The sequence below is a fragment of the Chelatococcus sambhunathii genome (assembly GCF_001418005.1).
In the GTDB taxonomy this organism is placed as follows: Bacteria; Pseudomonadota; Alphaproteobacteria; order Rhizobiales; family Beijerinckiaceae; genus Chelatococcus_A; species Chelatococcus_A sambhunathii.
In genome coordinates, this window is record NZ_LIOL01000005.1 from 275,862 (window position 1) to 294,571 (window position 18,710).

Annotated in this window: 19 protein-coding genes; 12 read left to right on the forward strand and 7 right to left on the reverse strand. The window is 68.8% G+C overall.

Annotation, left to right across the window (positions count from 1 at the left end; translation table 11 throughout):
• Nucleotides 1-331: 331 nt before the first annotated feature.
• The 8 genes from rpmH (at nt 332) to ASC46_RS12385 (ending at nt 6,291) form a co-directional block, all read left to right on the forward strand.
• The gene (gene rpmH, locus ASC46_RS12350) at nt 332-466 is read left to right on the forward strand and encodes a 50S ribosomal protein L34 (RefSeq protein ID WP_055459595.1); all 135 of its coding nucleotides are present in this window, start codon (nt 332-334) and stop codon (nt 464-466) included.
• Between the two features lie 20 nt (nt 467-486).
• On the forward strand, nt 487-963 hold the full coding sequence (gene rnpA / locus ASC46_RS12355) for a ribonuclease P protein component (protein ID WP_055459596.1): 477 nt from the start codon (nt 487-489) through the stop codon (nt 961-963).
• Nucleotides 960-2,789, forward strand: a complete 1,830-nt coding sequence (gene yidC / locus ASC46_RS12360) for a membrane protein insertase YidC (RefSeq protein WP_055459597.1) — start codon at nt 960-962, stop codon at nt 2,787-2,789. Before rnpA ends, yidC begins: the two co-directional genes overlap by 4 nt.
• Before the next feature lie 201 nt (nt 2,790-2,990).
• Nucleotides 2,991-3,665, forward strand: a complete 675-nt coding sequence (yihA, locus tag ASC46_RS12365; RefSeq protein WP_055459598.1) for a ribosome biogenesis GTP-binding protein YihA/YsxC — start codon at nt 2,991-2,993, stop codon at nt 3,663-3,665.
• 39 nt (nt 3,666-3,704) lie between these two features.
• Nucleotides 3,705-4,070: a DUF423 domain-containing protein gene (locus tag ASC46_RS12370; protein ID WP_055459599.1), complete on the forward strand. Its 366-nt coding sequence runs from the start codon at nt 3,705-3,707 to the stop codon at nt 4,068-4,070.
• Between the two features lie 114 nt (nt 4,071-4,184).
• Nucleotides 4,185-5,084: an acetylglutamate kinase gene (gene argB / locus ASC46_RS12375; protein ID WP_055459600.1), complete on the forward strand. Its 900-nt coding sequence runs from the start codon at nt 4,185-4,187 to the stop codon at nt 5,082-5,084.
• 45 nt (nt 5,085-5,129) lie between these two features.
• Complete coding sequence (locus ASC46_RS12380; RefSeq protein ID WP_055459601.1) at nt 5,130-5,465, forward strand: DMT family transporter; 336 nt, start codon at nt 5,130-5,132, stop codon at nt 5,463-5,465.
• Nucleotides 5,466-5,544: 79 nt separating this feature from the next.
• On the forward strand, nt 5,545-6,291 hold the full coding sequence (locus ASC46_RS12385; protein ID WP_186438013.1) for a pyrimidine 5'-nucleotidase: 747 nt from the start codon (nt 5,545-5,547) through the stop codon (nt 6,289-6,291).
• Here the strand turns inward: ASC46_RS12385 and ASC46_RS12390 are convergent, their stop codons facing one another.
• Together ASC46_RS12390 and ASC46_RS12395 are read right to left on the reverse strand one after the other, a co-directional pair.
• Nucleotides 6,292-7,506: an MFS transporter gene (locus tag ASC46_RS12390; RefSeq protein ID WP_245280539.1), complete on the reverse strand. Its 1,215-nt coding sequence runs from the start codon at nt 7,504-7,506 to the stop codon at nt 6,292-6,294.
• Nucleotides 7,503-8,081 (reverse strand): NADPH-dependent FMN reductase, encoded by a 579-nt coding sequence (locus tag ASC46_RS12395; RefSeq protein WP_055459603.1) that lies wholly within the window; start codon nt 8,079-8,081, stop codon nt 7,503-7,505. The genes ASC46_RS12390 and ASC46_RS12395 overlap by 4 nt, the downstream gene beginning before the upstream one ends.
• A 126-nt stretch (nt 8,082-8,207) precedes the next feature.
• Between ASC46_RS12395 and soxR the strand changes: the two genes are divergently transcribed.
• The 3 genes from soxR to ASC46_RS12410 all read left to right on the forward strand — a co-directional run bounded on the left by soxR (nt 8,208) and on the right by ASC46_RS12410 (nt 11,162).
• Nucleotides 8,208-8,669 (forward strand): redox-sensitive transcriptional activator SoxR, encoded by a 462-nt coding sequence (gene soxR, locus ASC46_RS12400; protein WP_055459604.1) that lies wholly within the window; start codon nt 8,208-8,210, stop codon nt 8,667-8,669.
• Nucleotides 8,670-8,800: 131 nt separating this feature from the next.
• The gene (locus tag ASC46_RS12405; protein ID WP_055459605.1) at nt 8,801-9,895 is read left to right on the forward strand and encodes an acyltransferase family protein; all 1,095 of its coding nucleotides are present in this window, start codon (nt 8,801-8,803) and stop codon (nt 9,893-9,895) included.
• 193 nt (nt 9,896-10,088) lie between these two features.
• Nucleotides 10,089-11,162: a lysylphosphatidylglycerol synthase domain-containing protein gene (locus tag ASC46_RS12410; RefSeq protein WP_055459606.1), complete on the forward strand. Its 1,074-nt coding sequence runs from the start codon at nt 10,089-10,091 to the stop codon at nt 11,160-11,162.
• Nucleotides 11,163-11,170: 8 nt separating this feature from the next.
• Here ASC46_RS12410 and ASC46_RS12415 read toward each other — a convergent pair whose 3' ends face one another.
• From ASC46_RS12415 to mtgA, 3 genes are all read right to left on the reverse strand, one after another.
• Nucleotides 11,171-12,886, reverse strand: coding sequence for a bifunctional diguanylate cyclase/phosphodiesterase (locus ASC46_RS12415; protein ID WP_055459607.1), 1,716 nt, complete (start codon nt 12,884-12,886; stop codon nt 11,171-11,173).
• A 204-nt stretch (nt 12,887-13,090) separates the two neighbouring features.
• The gene (gene rpmF / locus ASC46_RS12420) at nt 13,091-13,276 is read right to left on the reverse strand and encodes a 50S ribosomal protein L32 (protein ID WP_055459608.1); all 186 of its coding nucleotides are present in this window, start codon (nt 13,274-13,276) and stop codon (nt 13,091-13,093) included.
• Between the two features lie 148 nt (nt 13,277-13,424).
• On the reverse strand, nt 13,425-14,132 hold the full coding sequence (mtgA, locus tag ASC46_RS12425) for a monofunctional biosynthetic peptidoglycan transglycosylase (RefSeq protein WP_425349133.1): 708 nt from the start codon (nt 14,130-14,132) through the stop codon (nt 13,425-13,427).
• 99 nt (nt 14,133-14,231) lie between these two features.
• On the opposite strand from mtgA, the gene ASC46_RS12430 reads away from it, so the two are divergent.
• Nucleotides 14,232-15,152, forward strand: a complete 921-nt coding sequence (locus ASC46_RS12430; protein ID WP_055459609.1) for a polyprenyl synthetase family protein — start codon at nt 14,232-14,234, stop codon at nt 15,150-15,152.
• 77 nt (nt 15,153-15,229) lie between these two features.
• Here the strand turns inward: ASC46_RS12430 and ASC46_RS12435 are convergent, their stop codons facing one another.
• Together ASC46_RS12435 and ispG are read right to left on the reverse strand one after the other, a co-directional pair.
• A complete protein-coding gene (locus ASC46_RS12435) occupies nt 15,230-17,155 on the reverse strand; it encodes a potassium transporter Kup (RefSeq protein ID WP_425349134.1) in 1,926 nt (641 codons plus the stop codon).
• Between the two features lie 229 nt (nt 17,156-17,384).
• Nucleotides 17,385-18,677, reverse strand: a complete 1,293-nt coding sequence (gene ispG, locus ASC46_RS12440) for a flavodoxin-dependent (E)-4-hydroxy-3-methylbut-2-enyl-diphosphate synthase (RefSeq protein ID WP_096335368.1) — start codon at nt 18,675-18,677, stop codon at nt 17,385-17,387.
• Nucleotides 18,678-18,710 lie beyond the last annotated feature (33 nt).

Sequence of the window (18,710 nt, forward strand, 5' to 3'; positions counted from 1 at the left end):
AACCACGGGTCAGCCCCCGGAGCAACTTGCCGGAAGATGGCAGGGCCGGCCAGCCCGGCATGGGACGCGTCACCGCCTCGTGATGTCTCGCCGACGACCTCCGTCGGGCCGGCCAATGCGACGTGCCCGTGCATTGACTTTCCCGCCTCCATCCGCCATAAGCCGCGCAGGTTGGGCGGCGCTCGTCGGGGCGCCGCTTGTCGTTCTGCGACAACTCCCGTCGCCTTGCGGCAGCCAACGCAAAAGAACAAGCAGCAGATGTGCCGCGTGACGGCACGCGGCGCCGGGCGGTCCCACCGGATCGACGGCGTCCACGATCGGAGATGAGGCCGTGAAGAGGACCTACCAACCGAGCAAGCTCGTGCGCAAGCGTCGCCACGGCTTCCGCGCGCGGATGGCGACGAAGGGCGGGCGCAAGGTGATCGCGGCGCGTCGCGCGCGCGGCCGCAAGCGTCTGTCGGCCTGAGGCCGCCCCGCGGCGATGCCATGCAGGGCGCTCCGGCAGCCGGACGGCGGCGCGGGCGCCTGCCCCGCCTGCGCAAGCGCGCCGAGTTCAAGGCGGCGGCGGGCGGCCGACGGTTTCACACGAGCCGCATGAGCGTCCAGGCCTTGCTGCGCGGCGCGCAGCCCCGCGGAGGCATCATTCCCGCGGGTCCGCGTTTCGGTCTCACCGTCACGAAGAAGACCGGAGGTGCCGTCGAGCGCAATCGCATCCGGCGGCGCCTGCGGGCCGCGCTCGGCGCACTCGCTCCGCGCTGGCCGCAGGCCGACATCGATTTCGTGGTGGTGGCCCGGCGCGACGCCTTGACGGCTCCCTTTCCGGCCCTTGTCGAGGATCTCGACCGGGCCCTTGCGACCCTGACAGAAAAGACCACATCCACAACGTTCGGCGCGAAGCGTGCCCGGGCGCAGTCGGCGTTGGCCGCGGCACCTTTTCCCGGAACTGAAACGGATCGTCCATGACCGGCGATAACAAGAACCTGCTCTTCGCCATCGTCCTGTCCGTCATCGTCCTGATCGGCTGGAATTATTTCTACGGCGTGCCGCAGATGGAGCAGCAGCGCCGCGAGACGCAGCAGCAGAGCCTGCAGCAGGGCGAGGCCGGCTCTGCGGCGCCCGCACCCTCCGGGGCCGGGGGCACCGCCGCGCCGACGGCGGGGGCGGCGCCTGCGGCGGTCATGACGCGCGAGGCGGCGCTGGCCCAGGCACCCCGCGTCGCTATCGACACGCCGAAGATCGCCGGCTCGCTGTCTCTGCGCGGCGCCCGCATCGACGACATCTCGCTCAAGGCCTATCGCGAGACGGTAGATCCGCGCAGCCCCAACATCGTTCTGCTGTCGCCGGCCGGCAGCCCCCATCCCTATTACGCCGAGTTTGGCTGGGTGACCGGTGCGGGCACGGCCGTGAAGGTGCCCGACGCCAACACCATCTGGAGCGCGGACCGGGAGCGTCTGACGCCGTCCGAGCCTGTCACGCTCACCTTCGACAACGGCGAGGGCCTGATCTTCCGGCGCCAGATCGCCGTCGACGACAATGCGATGTTCACGGTCACGGATAGTGTCGAGAATACAAGCGGGCAGCCCGTCACGCTCCATCCCTTCGGTCTCGTGTCGCGCCACGGCGTGCCGACGACACAAGGCTTCTACATCCTGCACGAGGGGCTCATCGGCGTCCTCGGCGACGAGGGCCTGAAGGAGGTTTCCTACTCCGGCCTGGAGAAGGATCCCGTCCTTGCCGGCGACACGCGCGGCCAGGTCTACAAGGGCGTGACGGGCGGCTTCATCGGCATCACGGACAAGTATTGGGCGGCGGCCGTCGTCCCCAACCAGGACCAGCCCTATGACGGGCGCTTCTCGGTCTCGCCGGGGGCGCGTGGGCCACGCTTCCAGTCGGACATGCTGGGCGGCCCGCAGACGGTCGCGCCGGGTGCCACGACCGAGGTGACGACCCGCCTCTTCGCCGGCGCCAAGGAAGTCGCGGCCATCGACCATTATGAGCAGGCGCTCGGCATCAAGCGCTTCGACCTGCTCATCGACTGGGGCTGGTTCTACTTCATCACCAAGCCCCTGTTCAGGGTGATCGACTTCTTCTTCAAGCTGTTCGGCAATTTCGGCGTGGCGATCCTCCTCGTCACCGTCATCATCAAGGCCATCTTCTTCCCGCTCGCCAACCGCTCCTACGTGTCGATGGCGAAGATGAAGGCCGTGCAGCCGGAGATGATGGCGATCCGCGACCGCTATGCCGACGACAAGATGAAGCAGCAGCAGGCGCTGATGGAGCTCTACAAGAAGGAGAAGATCAATCCGCTCGCCGGCTGCTGGCCCATCCTCATCCAGATCCCGGTCTTCTTCGCGCTCTACAAGGTGCTCTTCGTCACCATCGAGATGCGCCACGCACCGTTCTTCGGCTGGATCCGGGACCTTGCCGCGCCGGATCCGACGACGGTCTTCAACCTCTTTGGCCTCATCCCGTGGGACCCCTCGCAGGTGCCGGTCATCGGCCACTTCCTGATGCTGGGCATCTGGCCGATCATCATGGGCCTGACGATGTTCGTGCAGATGAAGATGAACCCGGAGCCGACGGACCCCATCCAGAAGACGATGTTCGCCTGGATGCCGGTGATCTTCACCTTCATGCTGGCGTCGTTCCCGGCCGGGCTCGTCATCTACTGGTCGTGGAACAATCTGCTCTCGGTGCTGCAGCAGGGCTTCATCATGCGCAAGAACGGCGTCAAGATCGAGCTGTGGGGCAACCTGCGCAACACCTTCTCGCGACGCGCCAAGGCCTGACCGGGACGAGTCGGCTTCATTTGCGGAAACGCGCCCGGCTTTGGCCGGGCGCAGTCCTTTGTTGCAGCGGCGACGGAGCGGGGGACCACCGTCAGCTGACGGGACGGGGACGCGGCAAAAATCACACGCAACCTCGCTCTCATCCGCGGCAACGACGTCGATGCCTTGCGGCGGGCGCGCTGACGGCCTAAGCCTCGGACGATGAACGAGGCAACCGACGACGCCACCGACCATGCCGAGATCGGCCGCAAGCTGTTTGCGGGCGAGGCCGGTTTCATCTGGGCGACCGCCTCCCTCGGCGGCCTGCCGCCCATGGAGGGGCTCGAGATCGCCTTCGCCGGCCGCTCCAACGTCGGCAAGTCGAGTCTCGTCAACGCGCTGACCGGCCGCAAGGCGCTGGCGCGCACCTCGAACACGCCCGGCCGCACGCAGGAGCTCAACTTCTTCCGCATCGGCCCGGAGGACGGGGCCCCGCGCCGGCTGACGCTCGTCGACATGCCGGGCTACGGCTATGCGGCCGTCGGCAAGGAGAAGGTCGCCGCCTGGACCGACCTCATTCACGCCTATCTGCGCGGGCGCGCCAATCTCGCCCGCGTCTATGTGCTCATCGACGCGCGCCACGGCATCAAACCGATCGACGCTGGCGTCCTCGATCTGCTCGACAAGGCGGCCGTCTCCTACCAGATCGTGCTCACCAAGGCCGACGCCCTGTCGCGTGCCGAGCTCGATAAACGGCTTGCGGCGACGGCGGCCGCGCTCGCCAAGCGCGCGGCGGCTTTCCCGGTCGTCCTGCCAACGTCGAGCCGCACCGGCGAGGGCATGACCGAATTGCGCGAGGCGGTGGCGCGGCTGATGGACGAACGCGGCGCGCTTTAGGGTGCCGTAAAGGCGGCGAGGGATCAAAAAGGGGGCGGCATGAGCGACCGGTTCTTTGTCTTCGTCGGCGGGCTCTTCGGCTTCTGGGGTGTCGCCGCGGCGGCCGCCGCGGCGCATATCGCCGGCACCGGCATGCTGGCGACGGCGGCGAGCATCCTCCTCGTCCATGCCGTGCTGCTCGTCGCCCTGCCGGCCGCGCTCAACGCCTGGGTGGCCCACCGGGGGCTGATGCGCGTCGGCGGCTGGCTGCTCGCCGCAGGCGTCCTACTTTTTACCGGTGACCTGACGCTGCGCGCTCTCGTCGATAGCGGCCTTTTCCCGATGGCCGCCCCGGCCGGCGGCATCCTCGTGATGCTCGGCTGGGCGGCGATCGGCACGTCGGGCCTCGTCTCGAGCCGCCTGTGAAGGCGTGCTCCCGTTTGCCATGAGGCGTCGGAGCGGGGGCGACAGCCGCCTCCCGCCCTGCTAAAAGACGGCCTCGCGAAGCACCCTCTTCCTCAACCTGCGCCGCGACACGACATGACCGACCTTCCCGATCTACCCGACGTGCACACCCAGGCCGAGACGCTGGTGCAGGCGCTGCCGCATATGCAGCGCTATGACCAGGAGATCGTGGTCATCAAGTACGGCGGCCATGCCATGGGCGACGCCGCGGCAGCGGAGGATTTCGCCGAGGATGTCGTGTTGCTCGAGCAGTCCGGTGTCAAGCCGATCGTCGTGCACGGCGGCGGCCCGCAGATCGGACGCATGCTGGAGAAGCTCGGCATCAAGTCCGAATTCGCGGCCGGCCTCAGGATCACGGACAAGGCCACCGTCGATATCGTCGAAATGGTGCTCGCCGGCGCCATCAACAAGCAGATCGTCGGCACGATCTCGGCTGAGGGCGGCAAGGCCATCGGCCTGTGCGGCAAGGACGGCAACATGGTCGTTGCCCGCAAGGTGACGCGCACGGTGGTCGATCCTGATTCGAACATCGAGAAGATCGTCGACCTTGGCTTCGTCGGCGAGCCCGAGAAGGTCGACCGCACCGTGCTCGACGCGGTGCTCAAGGCCGAGCTCATCCCGGTGCTCGCGCCCGTCGCCGTCGGCCACGACGGGGCGACCTACAACGTCAATGCTGATACCTTCGCCGGGGCTATCGCCGGGGCCATGCGCGCCAAGCGCCTCCTCCTGCTCACCGACGTGCCGGGCGTGCTCGACAAGGACAAGAACCTCCTGCCCGAGCTCACGGTGGAGGACTGCCGCCGCCTCATCGCCGACGGCACCATCACCGGCGGCATGATCCCCAAGGTCGAGACCTGCATCTATGCGCTGGAGCAGGGCGTCGAGGGGGTCGTCATCCTTGATGGCAAGGTGCCGCATTCCGTGCTGCTCGAGCTCTACACGGACCACGGCGCCGGCACGCTCATCCGCCGTTGACAGGCGGCGGCGACGGCCGGCGAAACGGGCAAGGCACGGCGGACCATGGCGACGGGCTATCTCTATCTCCTCATCGCCATCGTCGGTGAGGTCATCGCCACGTCGGCGCTGAAGGCGTCCGAGGGCTTCAGCAGGCCGTTGCCGTCCCTCGTCACCGTCGTCGGCTACGGCATCGCCTTCTACTGCCTGTCGCTGACGCTGCGCACGATCCCGGTCGGCATTGCCTATGCCATCTGGAGCGGCATCGGCATCGTGCTCATCTCGCTCGTTGGCCTCGTAGCCTTCCAGCAGACGCTCGATGTGCCGGCGCTCCTCGGCATCGGCCTCATCCTGGCCGGTGTCGTCGTCATCAACGTCTTCTCCTCCTCCGTGCCGCATTGAGGCCCCCGGCCCGTGAGCGCTTGCAATTGCTGCTCCGGCACCCCATCTCCTTCCTCCTTTCACGTGCGAGAGGGCGCGGATGAAGATGATCGACACGGGGCCGGTCGCAGGGGCGGACACGGCCCGCCGCGGCTTCTCGCATGTCGATACCTGGATCTTCGATCTCGACAACACGCTCTATCCGCACGAGGCGCAGCTGTGGCCGCAGGTCGACGAGCGCATCACGCTCTTCGTCTGCGACTTCTTCGGCATGGACGGCCTCTCGGCCCGCGCCCTGCAGAAGTACTATTACAACCGCTACGGCACGACCCTGCGCGGCCTCATGGAGGAGCAGGGCATCGACCCCCGCGACTTCCTCGCCTTCGCCCACAGCATCGATTATTCGCGGCTCGCGCCCGATCCTGCGCTCGCGACCGCCATCGGTGCCCTGCCGGGGCGCAAGCTCATCCTGACCAACGGCTCGCGCGGTCATGCCGAGGCGGTGGCGGAGCGGCTCGGCATCGGCGCGCATTTCGAGGATATCTTCGACATTGCCGATGCCGGCTTCGTGCCGAAGCCGGAGCCGGCGACCTATGCGAGCTTCCTCGACCGCCATGGCATCGAGGCCTCGCGCGCGGCGATGTTCGAGGACCTCGCCAAGAACCTCGCCGAGCCGCATCGGCTCGGCATGACGACTGTGCTCGTGCTGCCGAAGACGCCCGACCCCTTCCGCGAGCTGCACGAGCAGGAGGAGGTGATTGCCTCCCACATCGAATATACGACGCGCGACCTCTCCGGCTTCCTGGTGCGCAACACCGGCATCGGCCGGACCGACGCCGGCCCCTGATCAGGAGCGCCCGCGCCGGGCGAGGACGAGGCCGATCATGGCCATGGCGGCGAGGACGACGGCCATGTCGCGGAAGGTGCCGGCATAGCCCGCAGCGCCGATCCAGGGCTGGCTGACGAGCGGCGAGAGGAACTGCCCAAGGAAGATGCTGGCCGTGAGCCCCCCGGCCACCCGCCCGCGCAAGGCCGGCGGCGCCACGGTTAGCGCGGTGGCGCTGAGGTTGGGAATCACCAGCCCCATGCCGAAACCGGTGACAATGATTGCGGCGACCACGGCGACGTAACTTTCGGCCATCGCCACGAGGCCGTAGCCAGCCGCCATGAGACCGAAGCCCATCCCGAACATTGTCGTGCCCGACCAACTGCGGCGCAGTCGGCCGAAGCCGAAGGCGACGACTGCTTGGGCGAGCGTGAAGAGGCCGATGGCGAGGCCGGCCCGGCTCGGCGCCGCGTGGCCGAGCTCGCGCAGATGGAACGGCAGTTGCGTCGGCACGAGATAGAAGATGACGCTGTTCAGCGCGGCGGCCGTCAGCAGCAGGGCGAGCGCCGCCGGAGAGCCGGCTGGCGCCTCGCCTGGCGCGGATCGGTTTGCAGCGCTGCGCGCCGGCTCGGCGATGAAGGCGATGACCGCAGGCATGAGCAGGAAGGCCATGCCATAGAGGGCGAAGGGTGCCCGCCAGTCGATCTCGGCGAGGAGCCCGCCGCCCGTGAGGCACAGGAGCCCGCCTCCGCCGATGGCGGCGGATTGCAGGCCCAGGAAGCGATCGCGCGCCGGACCGGCGAGATAATCGCCGACGAGCGCTGTCGCCGTCGTCATGATGATCGCCACGGCGACCCCGAGCAGCGCCCGGCTGAAAAGGATGGCGCCGAGCGAATCGAGCACCAGCCCGGACATGCCGGCGATACCGTAGAGGCCGATGGCGCTGATCAGGAACGGGCGGCGTCCCCAGCGGTCGATGAGGCTCCCGACAGGCAGGGCGACGAGCGCAATGGCGAGCGCCGGGATGGTGAGGACGAGCCGCGTCATCAGGGCCACCTGTTCCGTTCCGGCGAAATGTGCCTGCATGGCCGGCAGCGCTGGTGCGATGGTGGCGGCGGACATGATGGTGAGCACGCCCGTCGCGAGCAGTGTCGCGTTGCGGGCGCCGGCCCTGAGCCCGGCGGCGGCCGGAGCCGCCTCCCCGTCGGCGAGCTCGCCCTGGCGCATCGGCCTCATGCGGCCACCTCGCTATAGGCCGAGGCCTGGCGCGCGTCGCGCAGGGCGCGGGCCCACCAGGCGAGCCGCGCGAGCAGCAGGGCCATGGCCTTGTAGGCGCCGTCCCCTTCCGGCAGCGACCCGTCCGGGCGGAAGCGCTCGTGCGCCTGGGCGAAGGACACGCAGTCGCGGATCGTCGCTGTATGCAGCTCGCCGAAGACGAGCCGCAGTTGCTCGACGGCGCGTAGCCCGCCCGAGATGCCGCCGTAGGAGACGAAGGCGACGGGCTTGGCGTGCCATTCGTGACTGGCGCAGTCGATCATGAACTTGAGCGGCGCTGGATAGCCGCGGTTGTACTCCGGTGTCACCACGAGGAAGGCGTCAGCCGCTGCGATCGCCTGCCTGAGGCCGGCGACCGTCGGATCATCGCGGCTCGGGTGGCGCAGCGACAGGTCGAGCCCGGCCGGGTCGAGGCGCAGGAGGGAAAAGGCGCCGCTCTTGTCGACTTCCGCCGCCGCCCAGTCGGCGACGGTGTCGCACAGGCGCCCTTCGCGGTTGCTGCCGTAGATCATCGCGAGCCGGATGGGCAAGGTCATCGGCGTGGGTGCTCCATGGTTCGGCGTGCGCTGGCACGCGGGGAGCCGCAGTGATAAAACCTGAACTTAGCTTGAGGTCAATGCCCGGCTTCGAGCCTGGAGAGACCTGAGATCTAGAGGGCGAGCATGACGATGCCCGATCCTGTGGCGGTCGGCCGGGATCTGACGGTGGGCGAGGTCGCGCGGCGCAGCGGCGTCGCCGTTTCGGCCCTGCATTTCTACGAGCGCAAGGGGCTCATCCGCAGCCTGCGCAGCGCCGGCAACCAGCGCCGCTACCCGCGCGAGGTGCTGCGGCGCGTCGCCGTCATCAAGGTGGCGCAGCGGGTCGGCATTCCCCTCGCCGCCATCGGCGAGGCGCTGGCCGCATTGCCCGAGGGGCGCACGCCGACCGAGGAGGACTGGCGAGCCCTGTCGCTAATGTGGCGACAGGAGCTCGATCGGCGCATCGATCGGCTCATGCGGTTGCGCGACCAGCTCGACGAGTGCATCGGCTGTGGGTGCCTCTCCGTGAAGGCCTGCCGCCTGCGCAACCCACATGATGTCCTCGCCCGCGAAGGGCCCGGGGCGCGGCTGCTCGATCCGGACTGAGCGCGGCAGGAATCGCGATTCGCTGCTCGCCGGCTGCGACGTTCTGCACCTACAGGTTGATAGTATCCAACTAGTCGCGTTTTGAGAGCGTCTCCCTGTGCGACAGGGGCCGACAACGGATCGGGTGGGCAATGACGATCGAGCAAGCATTCGAAACGCGGGCCAACAATTTCGACCTCCTGCGCCTCGCGGCAGCGCTGCTGGTTCTGTGGAGCCACAGCTACAGCCTCACCGGGACGGGGCCGGAGCTTTTCCACTGGCTGACGAACGGCTACGACACCGGCGGCGGCATGGGCGTCGCCATCTTCTTCGCCATCAGCGGCTTCCTGGTGGCGCGGTCGGTCACGGTGCATGCCCCCGGCCAGTACCTGCTCAACCGTGTCCTGCGCATCGTGCCGGCCCTCGCCTTCGTGACGGTGTTCGACATCTTTTTTCTGGGCCCCATGGTCACGAGCCTCGGCCTCGCCGACTACCTGCTCCATCCCGAGACGCTGCAGCACGCACGCAACATCTTCGTGTTCGGCGTGTCCTTCAATCTGCCCGGCGTCTTCACGAATCTGCCCCATACCGGGGTCAACGGCGCGATCTGGACCCTGGCGCTGGAATGCGGCTTCTACCTCCTCCTGCCGGTTGCCTTGGTTTGCGGGCTCCTGTCGCGTCGGGGCGTGCTGCTGCTCGTTGCCGCCGTCGCGGGCCTCGTTCTCTGGGGCAGCCAGGTGTGGGGCCTGTCCTGGTCGAACATGGGTGGCGAGCTGTGGGCCGGCGCATCGCTCTTTCCGGTTTTGCGCTACGGCCTCGTCTTCGCGCTCGGGGCGGCGCTGTGGGTGCACCGGGCGGCCGTCCCTGTCAGCGCGGGTCTCGCGTTCGTCTGCCTGATGCTGCTCTACGCCTTTGCCAACCGGCCGGGTGCACAGGTCGTCTATCTCCTCGCCCTGCCTTATCTCGTCATCTATGCCGCCCTGGCGCGCGCGCCGTCGTTCGATGTGAAGGAACGGTTCGGCGATATGTCCTACGGCGCCTACCTGTTCGCCTTCCCCCTGCAGCAACTGCTGATCTGGGCGTTCGGGCCCGAGGTCGGCCCGACGGCCATCTCCCTCATGGCGACGCCGCTGGCGCTGGCGGCCGGCTTCGTCTCCTGGCACCTTGTGGAGCGCCCCGCGTTGGACCTCAGGTACCGCCGCCGCACGGCGCGCGATCTCGCCCGCCGCCCGGCGCAAACCGTCTGACCCGGAACCCGGGCACCGCGGTAGGCGACGCCCCGGCCAGCCGTGCAGCCCCGGCACGGGCGCCATGCCCAAGGCCGATTTCCCTGCACACTGCCTTGCACTCGAGGCGCCTCGCCCCCATAACCGGGCTGGGTGCGGTGTCGCTCTGAGGTCCGCGCCCCGCGTGTGAAACGGGATGGGACGCGTCCGCAGCATGGAGGCAGGAGAGCACGAGGCCGGCGCCGTGGACGGGGACCGGGGACGTGCCGGGGCCATTCAGCCCGCAGCCGGGCCGGGCACTGCCCTCGCCGCACCCCCGCCGAGCCCGCCCGTCGAGGTCACCGGCGACACGCGCCGCCGGCTGTCGCTCATCGGCACCGTGGTCAGCGTCGCACTCTTCCTCGCCTCAATGGTCGTGCTGTGGCGCATCATCGGCGAGATCAGCCTTGCGGAGCTCAGGAACGCCTTTTCGGCGGCGAGCGTGCGGCAGATCGGGCTCGCCATCCTCTTCACCTGCATCAGCTACCTCCTGCTGACGGGATACGACGCCCTCGCCCTGCGCCAGCTCGGCCGCAGCATCGCCTATCGTGTCACCGCCCTCGCCTCCTTCACGAGCTATGCCGTCAGCTTCACACTCGGCTTTCCGCTCGTCACCTCGGGCGCCGTGCGCTACCGCATCTATTCGCCCTACGGCATCAAGGCGCCGACCATCGTCGGCCTCACCGTCATTGCCGGCATTACCTTCTGGCTCGGCATGAGCGCGGTTCTCGCCTGGAGCCTGATGCGCGAGAGCCTCGCCGTCGCGGCGCTGACGGGCACGGTCGTGCGGCTCAACGAGGGGCTCGGCATTGCCATCGTCGCCGCCCTCGGCGGCTATCTCGCCTGGGTCGGCATCAAGCGGCGCAGCGTCAGCGTGCAGGGCTGGCGCCTCGAACTGCCGGGCTTCCGACTGTCCATCGGGCAGATGCTGCTCGGCGCGGGCGACGTCTGCGCGGCGGCCGGCGTCCTCTTCGTGCTCCTGCCGGGCGGTCACGGCCTCAGCTACGAGACCTTTCTCGCCATCTATGTCGCGGCCTGCATGCTGGGCATCGCCAGCCACGCGCCGGGCGGCATCGGCGTCTTCGAGGCGACCATGCTGATCGCCCTGTCGCACCTGCCGCGCGAGGGCGTCCTCGGCGCCCTGCTGCTGTTCCGGCTGTATTACTATCTCGTGCCCTTCGCCTTCGCGCTGCTGCTGCTCGGCGCTCACGAGATCGGCGCGCGCCTGGGCGATCCGGGGCGGCGCTGACGGCCGGCTCAGGCTGACCTGGCCCGCTCCCTGGCTCGCTCCACGGTGAGGCCGGCCGGCTCGGGCCAGGCCGTCACCGGCGCGATGTGCTCGCCCTGCAGGTAGTCGACCCCCCATTGGGTGAGGAGGCGGGCGGTGTCCTCGTCCTCCACCCATTCGGCGACCGTGGCGATGCCGAGATGCTGGGCGAGGTCGACGAGCGTGCGCACGAAGAAGCGGTCGTCGCTCGACCGCGCGAGGTTCTGCACGAAGGCGCCGTCGATCTTGAGCAGGTCGATGGGGAAATGGCGCAGGTGCCGGAAAGAGGTGTGTCCCGCGCCGAAATCGTCGATGGCGATGAAGACGCCGAGCGCCTTCATGGCGTCGAGCGAGGCCCGCGTGGCGCCCGGGTCCTCGACGGCCGCCGTCTCGGTGATCTCGATGATGAGCCGCTCGGCGACGCCGGGGCAGGCGCCGAGCTGCGCGGCGAGATTGCCGAGCCAGGCGCGGCTCGCGAGCGTGCGCGGCGAGATGTTGAGGGCGACTCTCAGCCCCGGCTCGTCCGTCATGCGGGCGGTGATGAGTTCGAGCATGCGGTGGTCCACCGCCTCGATGAGGCCGGCCTTCTCGGCCGCGGGTACGAGGCGCGCGGCCCCGGCCGCAGCCCCGTCGGGCATTCTGACGCGCAGGAGAGCCTCGTGGAAGGCTGGCTGGCGCGTCTCGGCATCGACGATCGCCTGGCGCGCGGGCACGATGCGGCGTTCGTTGAGGGCGGCGAGGATATCGATTCCTTCCGCCGCAGCACGGCGTGCGGTCATGGTGGCGGCCAGTTGCGGTCCATAGAAGACAAAGCCGCTGCCGCTCAGCCGCCGCGCCTCGTCGAAGGCGAGATTGGCATTCCGCATCAGCGTTTCCGCATCGTCGGCATGCTGGGGCGCCGTCGCGGCGCCCATGCGCAGGCGCACCGTCGCCACAGCCCCGCCGGCCGCCGCGGCGAGCCCGGCCATACGCGCGGCGGCGACCGTCGCCTGCTGGGCGGAGCAACCGCGCATGACGAGGGCGAAACGGTTGCTGCCGTGACGGATGAGCAGGTCGCCCTGCCGCAGCTGCCGCGTGAGGACCTGTGCTGTGGCCGCGATGATGTCGTCGCCTCTCGCATAGCCGAGGGCGGCATTGATGGCCCCGAGATTGTCGATGGCGAGGAAGATCAGCGTCAGCGGCCTGTGCCGGCCGCAGCCCCCGGCGAAGAGGGTGTCGATCGTCCTGGCAAGATCCGCCCAGCCGTCGGTCCGTGCGACGCCGGCTAGTGCGGGCTCGCGCGCGATGCGCATGACGCCGTGCACAATGGCCGGGTGGCCGTCAGGCCCCGCATACCAGCGCCCGCTGTCCTCGACCGCGACATCCGTGGCGCCGATCCTGAGACGGTAAGCGAGACGAAAGGGCACACCGGCGCCGGTGTCCTCGCCTGCGGCAGTACGGAAGAAGGCGCAGCGGCCGGGGCCGGAGGCGACGTCGATCAGCCGGTCGAAGGCCGCGCCGGTCGCGAGTGCGCCCCTGCAGTCGAGGCCGATGACCTCGGCGCCGTTGCTGCCGAAGCTGAGTCGGTCGCTGCGAAGGTCCCAGTCATAGACCACCTCGCCGAGCGACGTCAGCAGCTGGCGGGGATCGAGCGGCGCGGCGGCGGCGTCGGGCGTGAGCGACGCCGGATGATCCGCGCGACGAGCGACGCCTGTCCAGTCTGCCATCGGCTGCCGGGTCCTGCCTATCTGGGAGCTTGCCGCGTCTGGCACCGGAGGCGGCGGCTTAACCGGCGCGCAGAAACGCTAGCGGGCATCATGAACGGCAAGGGTTAACGGCCGGTAAAGAGTGGCGATCTCTGCACGCCGGCAACAAAAAAGGGCCGGTGAACCGGCCCTTCCTGTCGTATCGCTCGATGGAGCGCCCGCCTCTCACGCCTCGGCGCGGGGCTTCAGCACCTGCCGGCCGCGATACATGCCGGTCTTGAGGTCGATGTGATGCGGGCGACGCAGCTCGCCCGAGTCCTTGTCTTCCACATAGGTGGGCTGCTGCAGCGCGTCGGCGGAGCGGCGGTGGCCGCGCTTCATCCGCGACGTTTTTCTTTTCGGAACGGCCATGGCTCAACTCCGGTCGATGGCTTCTGCGGGCCTGCGCGCGCAAAGGGGCGCAGGTCCCTCGTTGACGAAACTGTCTCTGGGACGCGGGCTTATACAGGCTCAGCGCCGGATTGGCTAGCCCTCGGCGGCAGAAAGTGGGATTTTCCCTTTACGCGCCGAGGCAGGAGACGTTCTCGTTGCCCATGCGGCCCATGATGCGTGAGGCGTATGTCGACACGTAGCGCGTCGGGCGGGCGGGGTTGCGCGCGATTGGGTTGGGCAGGGCTGCCACGAGAAGGGCCGCCTCGCGCCGTGTCAGGTCCCGCGCGCTCTTGCCGAAATGGCGCCGCGCGGCTGCCTCGGCACCGAAGATGCCCTCTCCCCACTCGGCGATGTTGAGATAGGCCTCCATCACCCGCCGTTTCGGCCAGACGGTGTCGACAACGAGCGCGAGCGGCAGCTCAAGCCCCTTGCGCAGGTAGGAGCGTCCCGGCCAGAGCAGGATGTTCTTCACCGTCTGCATGGTGATGGTGGAGGCGCCGCGCGAGGCGCCGTCGCCCAGCGCATCCTCGATGACGCTCTGCAGGGCGAACCAGTCGATCCCCGCATGCATGCAGAACCGCGAATCCTCCGCCGCGATGGCGGCCCGGGCGAGATGCGGCGATATGTCCGACAGAGGCATGTAGATGCGCTCCACCGGCTGCAGCGTCAGCCAGCGCCCCAGCATCAGCGTGGAGACGGGCGGCAGGACGCGGTAGACGACGATGGAAACGGCCCAGAACAGCATGATGGCGAGCACCGCGCGCATGGTCCAGCGCAGCACCGCCCGGCCGATGGCCAGCCTCCCCCGGCTTCTTGCTTGCACGTTTGCGGTCATCTCCCTGCCCCGGCGTGGCCCATAGGCTTGACCGATCCGGGCGTCTCGGGCAAGCGACGCTTGCCTTCACGTTACGGTGGCGACCTGGGAGAAACGACCATGGCGAGCTTGAGCGCCGCTTTCACCGAGCGTCTCGAGGCCGCGGCCCGCGCGCTGGAGCCACTGCTCGGGGCGCTTCTCGGCAGCGCGCCGCTCGTCGGCGAGATCGTCCGCCCGCCCCGCCTTCTCGCCGCCATGCGCCATGCCGTGCTCGACGGCGGCAAGCGCCTGCGCCCCTTCCTTACCGTCGAGACGGCCCGGCTCTTCGGCGAGACCGGCGACGGGCCGCTGCGGGCCGGGGCCGCCATCGAGCTCCTGCATTGCTATTCCCTCGTCCATGACGATCTGCCCGCGATGGACGACGACGACCTGCGGCGCGGCCGCCCGACCGTGCACCGCGCCTTCGACGAGGCCACCGCCATCCTTGCCGGCGACGCGCTGCTGACGCTCGCCTTTGATGTGCTCGCCGATCCGGCCGTGACGGCGGACGCGGCTGTGCGTGCGGAGCTCGTGCTCGGTCTCGCCCGGGCGGCAGGGCTCGGCGGCATGGTCGGCGGGCAGATGCTGGACCTCGAGGCCGAAAACCGGTCCACGCCCTTCGCGGAGATCGAGGTGCGCCGCCTGCAGGCTATGAAGACCGGTGCGCTCATCGCCTTTGCCGTCGATGCGGGCGGGGTTGTCGCGCGGGCGGGGGGCGAGGAGCGGCGTTGCCTCGCGGCCTATGGCCGGGCCCTCGGCGCAGCCTTCCAGATTGCCGACGATATCCTCGACCGGGAGGCGAGCACGGACGTGCTCGGCAAGCGCGCCGCCAAGGACGCCGACAGGGGCAAGGCGACGCTCGTCGACGTGCTCGGCATCGAGGCCGCGCGGGCGGAGCGCGACCGCCTCGCCGAAGAGGCCGTGGCGGCGCTCGCTCCCTTCGGCCCGGCAGCGGACACGCTGCGCGCGGCGGCACGCTTCGCCGCCACGCGCCGCAAGTAGCCCCTCCGGATAACGGCCGCGGCGATGGCCTTGGCGCTCCCCCGTCAGCGGAGACGGGGCAATGCGCCGCGCCCCGCCTAAACCGTCACCTGGGTGCCGACCTCGACGACGCGGCCGGTGGGGATCTGGAAGAAGTCCGTCGCGTCGTTGGCGTTCTTGGCGAGCGAGATGAACAGCCTGTCCTGCCACATCGGCATGCCTGACTGGGCGGCGGGCCGGATGGAGCGGCGCGAGAGGAAGAACGACGTCGACATGATGTCGAACTTGAAGCCCCGCTTGCGCAGGATGGCGAGGCCCTTGGGCACGTTGGGCATCTCCATATAGCCGAAGGTCATTTCCACCCGCCAGAAGCCGTCGGCGATGGGCTCGATGTTAACGCGCTCCTCGTCGTTGATGCGCGGCACATCGGCCGTCTTGACGGTGAGGATGGCGTTCTTCTCGTGCAGCACCTTGTTGTGCTTGAGGTTGTGTAGCAGTGCCGAGGGGGCGGTCTCCGGATCGCTCGTCAGGAACACGGCCGTGCCTTTGATGCGGTGCGGAGGGCTCTTCTGCAGCATCTCGACGAGTTCGACGAGCGGCACGTCCACCTTGCGCGTCTTGGCGAAGAGGATGGCGGTACCCTTCACCCAGGTCCACATCACGACGATGAGCACGCTCGCCAGCAGCACCGGCACATAGCCGCCGGAGAACAGCTTGAGCAGATTCGCCGAGAAGAAGGCGATGTCGATCGTCAGGAACGGCACGATCAGCAGGACGGCGGCGGCGAGGCTCCAGCGCCAGCCCTTCCAGATGACGAGGATGGCGAGGATGCCGTCCACCACCATCGCGCCGAAGACCGAGATGCCGTAGGCGTGGGCAAGGCCGCTCGATGACCCGAACATGGCGACGAGGAAGAGCACGCCGATGAGCAGCATGGCGTTGACGCGCGGCAGGAAGATCTGGCCTTGGTGCGACGCAGAGGTGAACCGCACCTCGAGCCGCGGCAGGAGGCCGAGCTGGATGGCCTGGCGCGTGAGCGAGAAGGCGCCTGTGATGACGGCTTGGCTCGCGATGATGGTCGCGATCGTGGCCATGATGGTAAGGGGCAGGAGACCCCAGTCCGGCACCAGGCGGTAGAACGGGTTCTCGATGGCTTCCGGGTGGGCGAGCACGAGCGCCCCCTGGCCGAAATAGTTCAGCACCAGCGCCGGGAAGACGAAGCACAGCCACGCCGCGCGGATGGGGCCGCGTCCGAAGTGGCCGAGATCGGCATAGAGCGCCTCGGCGCCCGTCACGGCGAGGCAGACCGCGCCGAGGACCGCGAGGGCGACGACCGAGTGGTTGATGAGGAACATCAGCCCGTAGTGCGGCCACAGGGCGCGGAAGACGCCGGGATCGTCCATGATGTGCAGGAGTCCCGTGATCGCCAGCACCGCGAACCACAGGCCCATGATGGGCCCGAAGAGCGCCGCGACCTTGCCGGTGCCGCGGCTCTGCACGGCGAAGAGCGCGATGAGGATGGCGACGGTGATCGGCACCACGTAGCCGCCGAGCTCCGGCGCCGCGAGCTTGAGGCCCTCGACGGCCGACAGCACGGAGATCGCCGGCGTCAGCATGGAATCGCCGTAGAACAGCGCCGCGCCGGTGATGCCGAGCGCAAGGACGAGGGCGTGCGAGCGTCCCATTGCCCGCTGCGCGAGGGCGACGAGGCTCAGGGTCCCGCCTTCGCCCTTGTTGTCGGCCCTGAGGAGGATCACCACGTATTTGATCGTCACCACGAGGATGAGCGACCACAGGATGAGCGACAGGACGCCGATGATGGTGTCGCGGGCGATGGGCCCCTCGCCATCCGCGACGGCATGCACGGCCTCGCGCAGCGCATAGAGCGGGCTCGTGCCGATATCGCCGTAGACGACACCGACCGACCCGAGCGCGAGGGCGAAGAAGCTGGAGGGCGCATGCGCGCCTGCCTGTCCCATGTCGCCGGCAGCCTGCTCACCGCTGCTGCCCTGACCTGCGAGCATGGACGCTTTGGTATCTGAAACCATATGGATGAAGGCCTATGGTTGGCCACACGAGAAGGCCGCCGGCACCCGGCCGCACGGCGCGCTGTTGTCCTTCGGGGCGGCTCGGCCGTGACGAAGGCGCCCTTTGGGCCGGCGGTGTTTACCACAAGCGGCAGGCCGGGCAAACGCCTCACTTTTCAATTGCCGGAAAGTGTGAACTGTCAACAGGATAGGATGGGTCGGCCGGCTATTCGGCGGCCCGCGACAGGCGCTGCCCGAAGCGCCTTTCGATGTAGTCGGCGACCAGCATCTTGAATTCCGCCGCAATTGTCGGCCCGCGCAGGGTGGTTGCCTTCTGCCCGTCGATGAAGACTGGGGCGGCCGGCATTTCACCCGTGCCGGGCAGGGAGATGCCGATATCGGCATGTTTCGATTCGCCGGGCCCATTGACGATGCAGCCCATGACCGCGACGTTGAGCGCCTCGACGCCGGGATAGCGCGTCTTCCACTCGGGCATCGAGGTAGCAATCCAGTCCTGGATGTCGCGGGCGAGTTCCTGGAAAACGGTGGAGGTCGTGCGTCCGCAGCCCGGGCAGGCGGCGACGAGCGGCACGAAGGTGCGGAAGCCCATGGTCTGCAGCAGCTCCTGCGCAGCCTTGACCTCGAGCGTGCGGTCGCCGCCGGGCTCCGGTGTCAGCGAGAAGCGGATCGTATCGCCGATACCGTCCTGCAGGAGGATGCCGATGGCGGCGGCCGAGGCGACGATGCCCTTGGAGCCCATGCCGGCCTCGGTCAGGCCCAGGTGCAGTGCGTAGTCGGAGCGTGCGGCAAGGTCCCGGTAGACGGCGATAAGGTCCTGAACCGCCGAGACCTTGGCGGAGAGGATGATCCGGTCGCGCGCAAGGCCTATCTGCTCCGCTCTCTCGGCCGAGAGGAGGGCCGAGCGCACCAGCGCCTCGCGGGTGACGGCACGGGCATCGACGGGCCGGGGTGAGTGCGCGTTGAGATCCATGAGATGCGTCAGCAGCTCCTGGTCCAGCGAGCCCCAGTTTGCGCCAATTCGCACGGGCTTGCCCCAGCGGATCGCCGTCTCGACGATCATGCCGAACTGCCGGTCTTTCTTGTCCTTGAAGCCGACATTCCCGGGATTGATGCGGTACTTGTCGAGTGCCTCGGCGCAGGCCGGATGGTCTGCAAGAAGCTTGTGGCCGATGAAGTGGAAGTCGCCGACGATGGGCACTGCGATGCCCATCCGCGCCAATTTGTCGCGGATGTGCGGCACCGCTGCCGCCGCCTCGGCCCGGTCGACGGTGATGCGCACGAGCTCGGACCCCGCGCGCGCGAGCGCGGCCACCTGCCGCACTGTCGCCTCGACATCGGCCGTGTCGGTGTTCGTCATCGACTGGACGACGATGGGCGCCCCGCCGCCGACTGCGACGGAGCCGACCTTGACGCCGACGGTGCGGTGCCGCGTGCCTGCGCCTGCGGGAGTTGGCGTCAGCGTCTCGGGGCCCGGCCTGTGGGGGATGTCAGCTGTCATGCGATCAGCTCGGAAGGCTCGTTTTGACGATCG

Bases quoted from the DNA above. Each gene is read 5' to 3' on its own strand.
- mtgA (WP_425349133.1), bottom strand. From the start codon at position 14,132: ATGACCGCAAACGTGCAAGCAAGAAGCCGGGGGAGGCTGGCCATCGGC.
- ASC46_RS12435 (WP_425349134.1), bottom strand. From the start codon at position 17,155: ATGCTCGCAGGTCAGGGCAGCAGCGGTGAGCAGGCTGCCGGCGACATG.
- ASC46_RS12405 (WP_055459605.1), top strand. From the start codon at position 8,801: ATGACGATCGAGCAAGCATTCGAAACGCGGGCCAACAATTTCGACCTC.
- ASC46_RS12410 (WP_055459606.1), top strand. From the start codon at position 10,089: ATGGAGGCAGGAGAGCACGAGGCCGGCGCCGTGGACGGGGACCGGGGA.
- yidC (WP_055459597.1), top strand. From the start codon at position 960: ATGACCGGCGATAACAAGAACCTGCTCTTCGCCATCGTCCTGTCCGTC.
- rpmF (WP_055459608.1), bottom strand. From the start codon at position 13,276: ATGGCCGTTCCGAAAAGAAAAACGTCGCGGATGAAGCGCGGCCACCGC.
- ASC46_RS12395 (WP_055459603.1), bottom strand. From the start codon at position 8,081: ATGACCTTGCCCATCCGGCTCGCGATGATCTACGGCAGCAACCGCGAA.
- ASC46_RS12385 (WP_186438013.1), top strand. From the start codon at position 5,545: ATGAAGATGATCGACACGGGGCCGGTCGCAGGGGCGGACACGGCCCGC.
- rnpA (WP_055459596.1), top strand. From the start codon at position 487: ATGCAGGGCGCTCCGGCAGCCGGACGGCGGCGCGGGCGCCTGCCCCGC.
- ASC46_RS12380 (WP_055459601.1), top strand. From the start codon at position 5,130: ATGGCGACGGGCTATCTCTATCTCCTCATCGCCATCGTCGGTGAGGTC.
- ASC46_RS12390 (WP_245280539.1), bottom strand. From the start codon at position 7,506: ATGAGGCCGATGCGCCAGGGCGAGCTCGCCGACGGGGAGGCGGCTCCG.
- ispG (WP_096335368.1), bottom strand. From the start codon at position 18,677: ATGACAGCTGACATCCCCCACAGGCCGGGCCCCGAGACGCTGACGCCA.
- ASC46_RS12415 (WP_055459607.1), bottom strand. From the start codon at position 12,886: ATGGCAGACTGGACAGGCGTCGCTCGTCGCGCGGATCATCCGGCGTCG.
- argB (WP_055459600.1), top strand. From the start codon at position 4,185: ATGACCGACCTTCCCGATCTACCCGACGTGCACACCCAGGCCGAGACG.
- soxR (WP_055459604.1), top strand. From the start codon at position 8,208: ATGACGATGCCCGATCCTGTGGCGGTCGGCCGGGATCTGACGGTGGGC.
- yihA (WP_055459598.1), top strand. From the start codon at position 2,991: ATGAACGAGGCAACCGACGACGCCACCGACCATGCCGAGATCGGCCGC.
- ASC46_RS12430 (WP_055459609.1), top strand. From the start codon at position 14,232: ATGGCGAGCTTGAGCGCCGCTTTCACCGAGCGTCTCGAGGCCGCGGCC.
- ASC46_RS12370 (WP_055459599.1), top strand. From the start codon at position 3,705: ATGAGCGACCGGTTCTTTGTCTTCGTCGGCGGGCTCTTCGGCTTCTGG.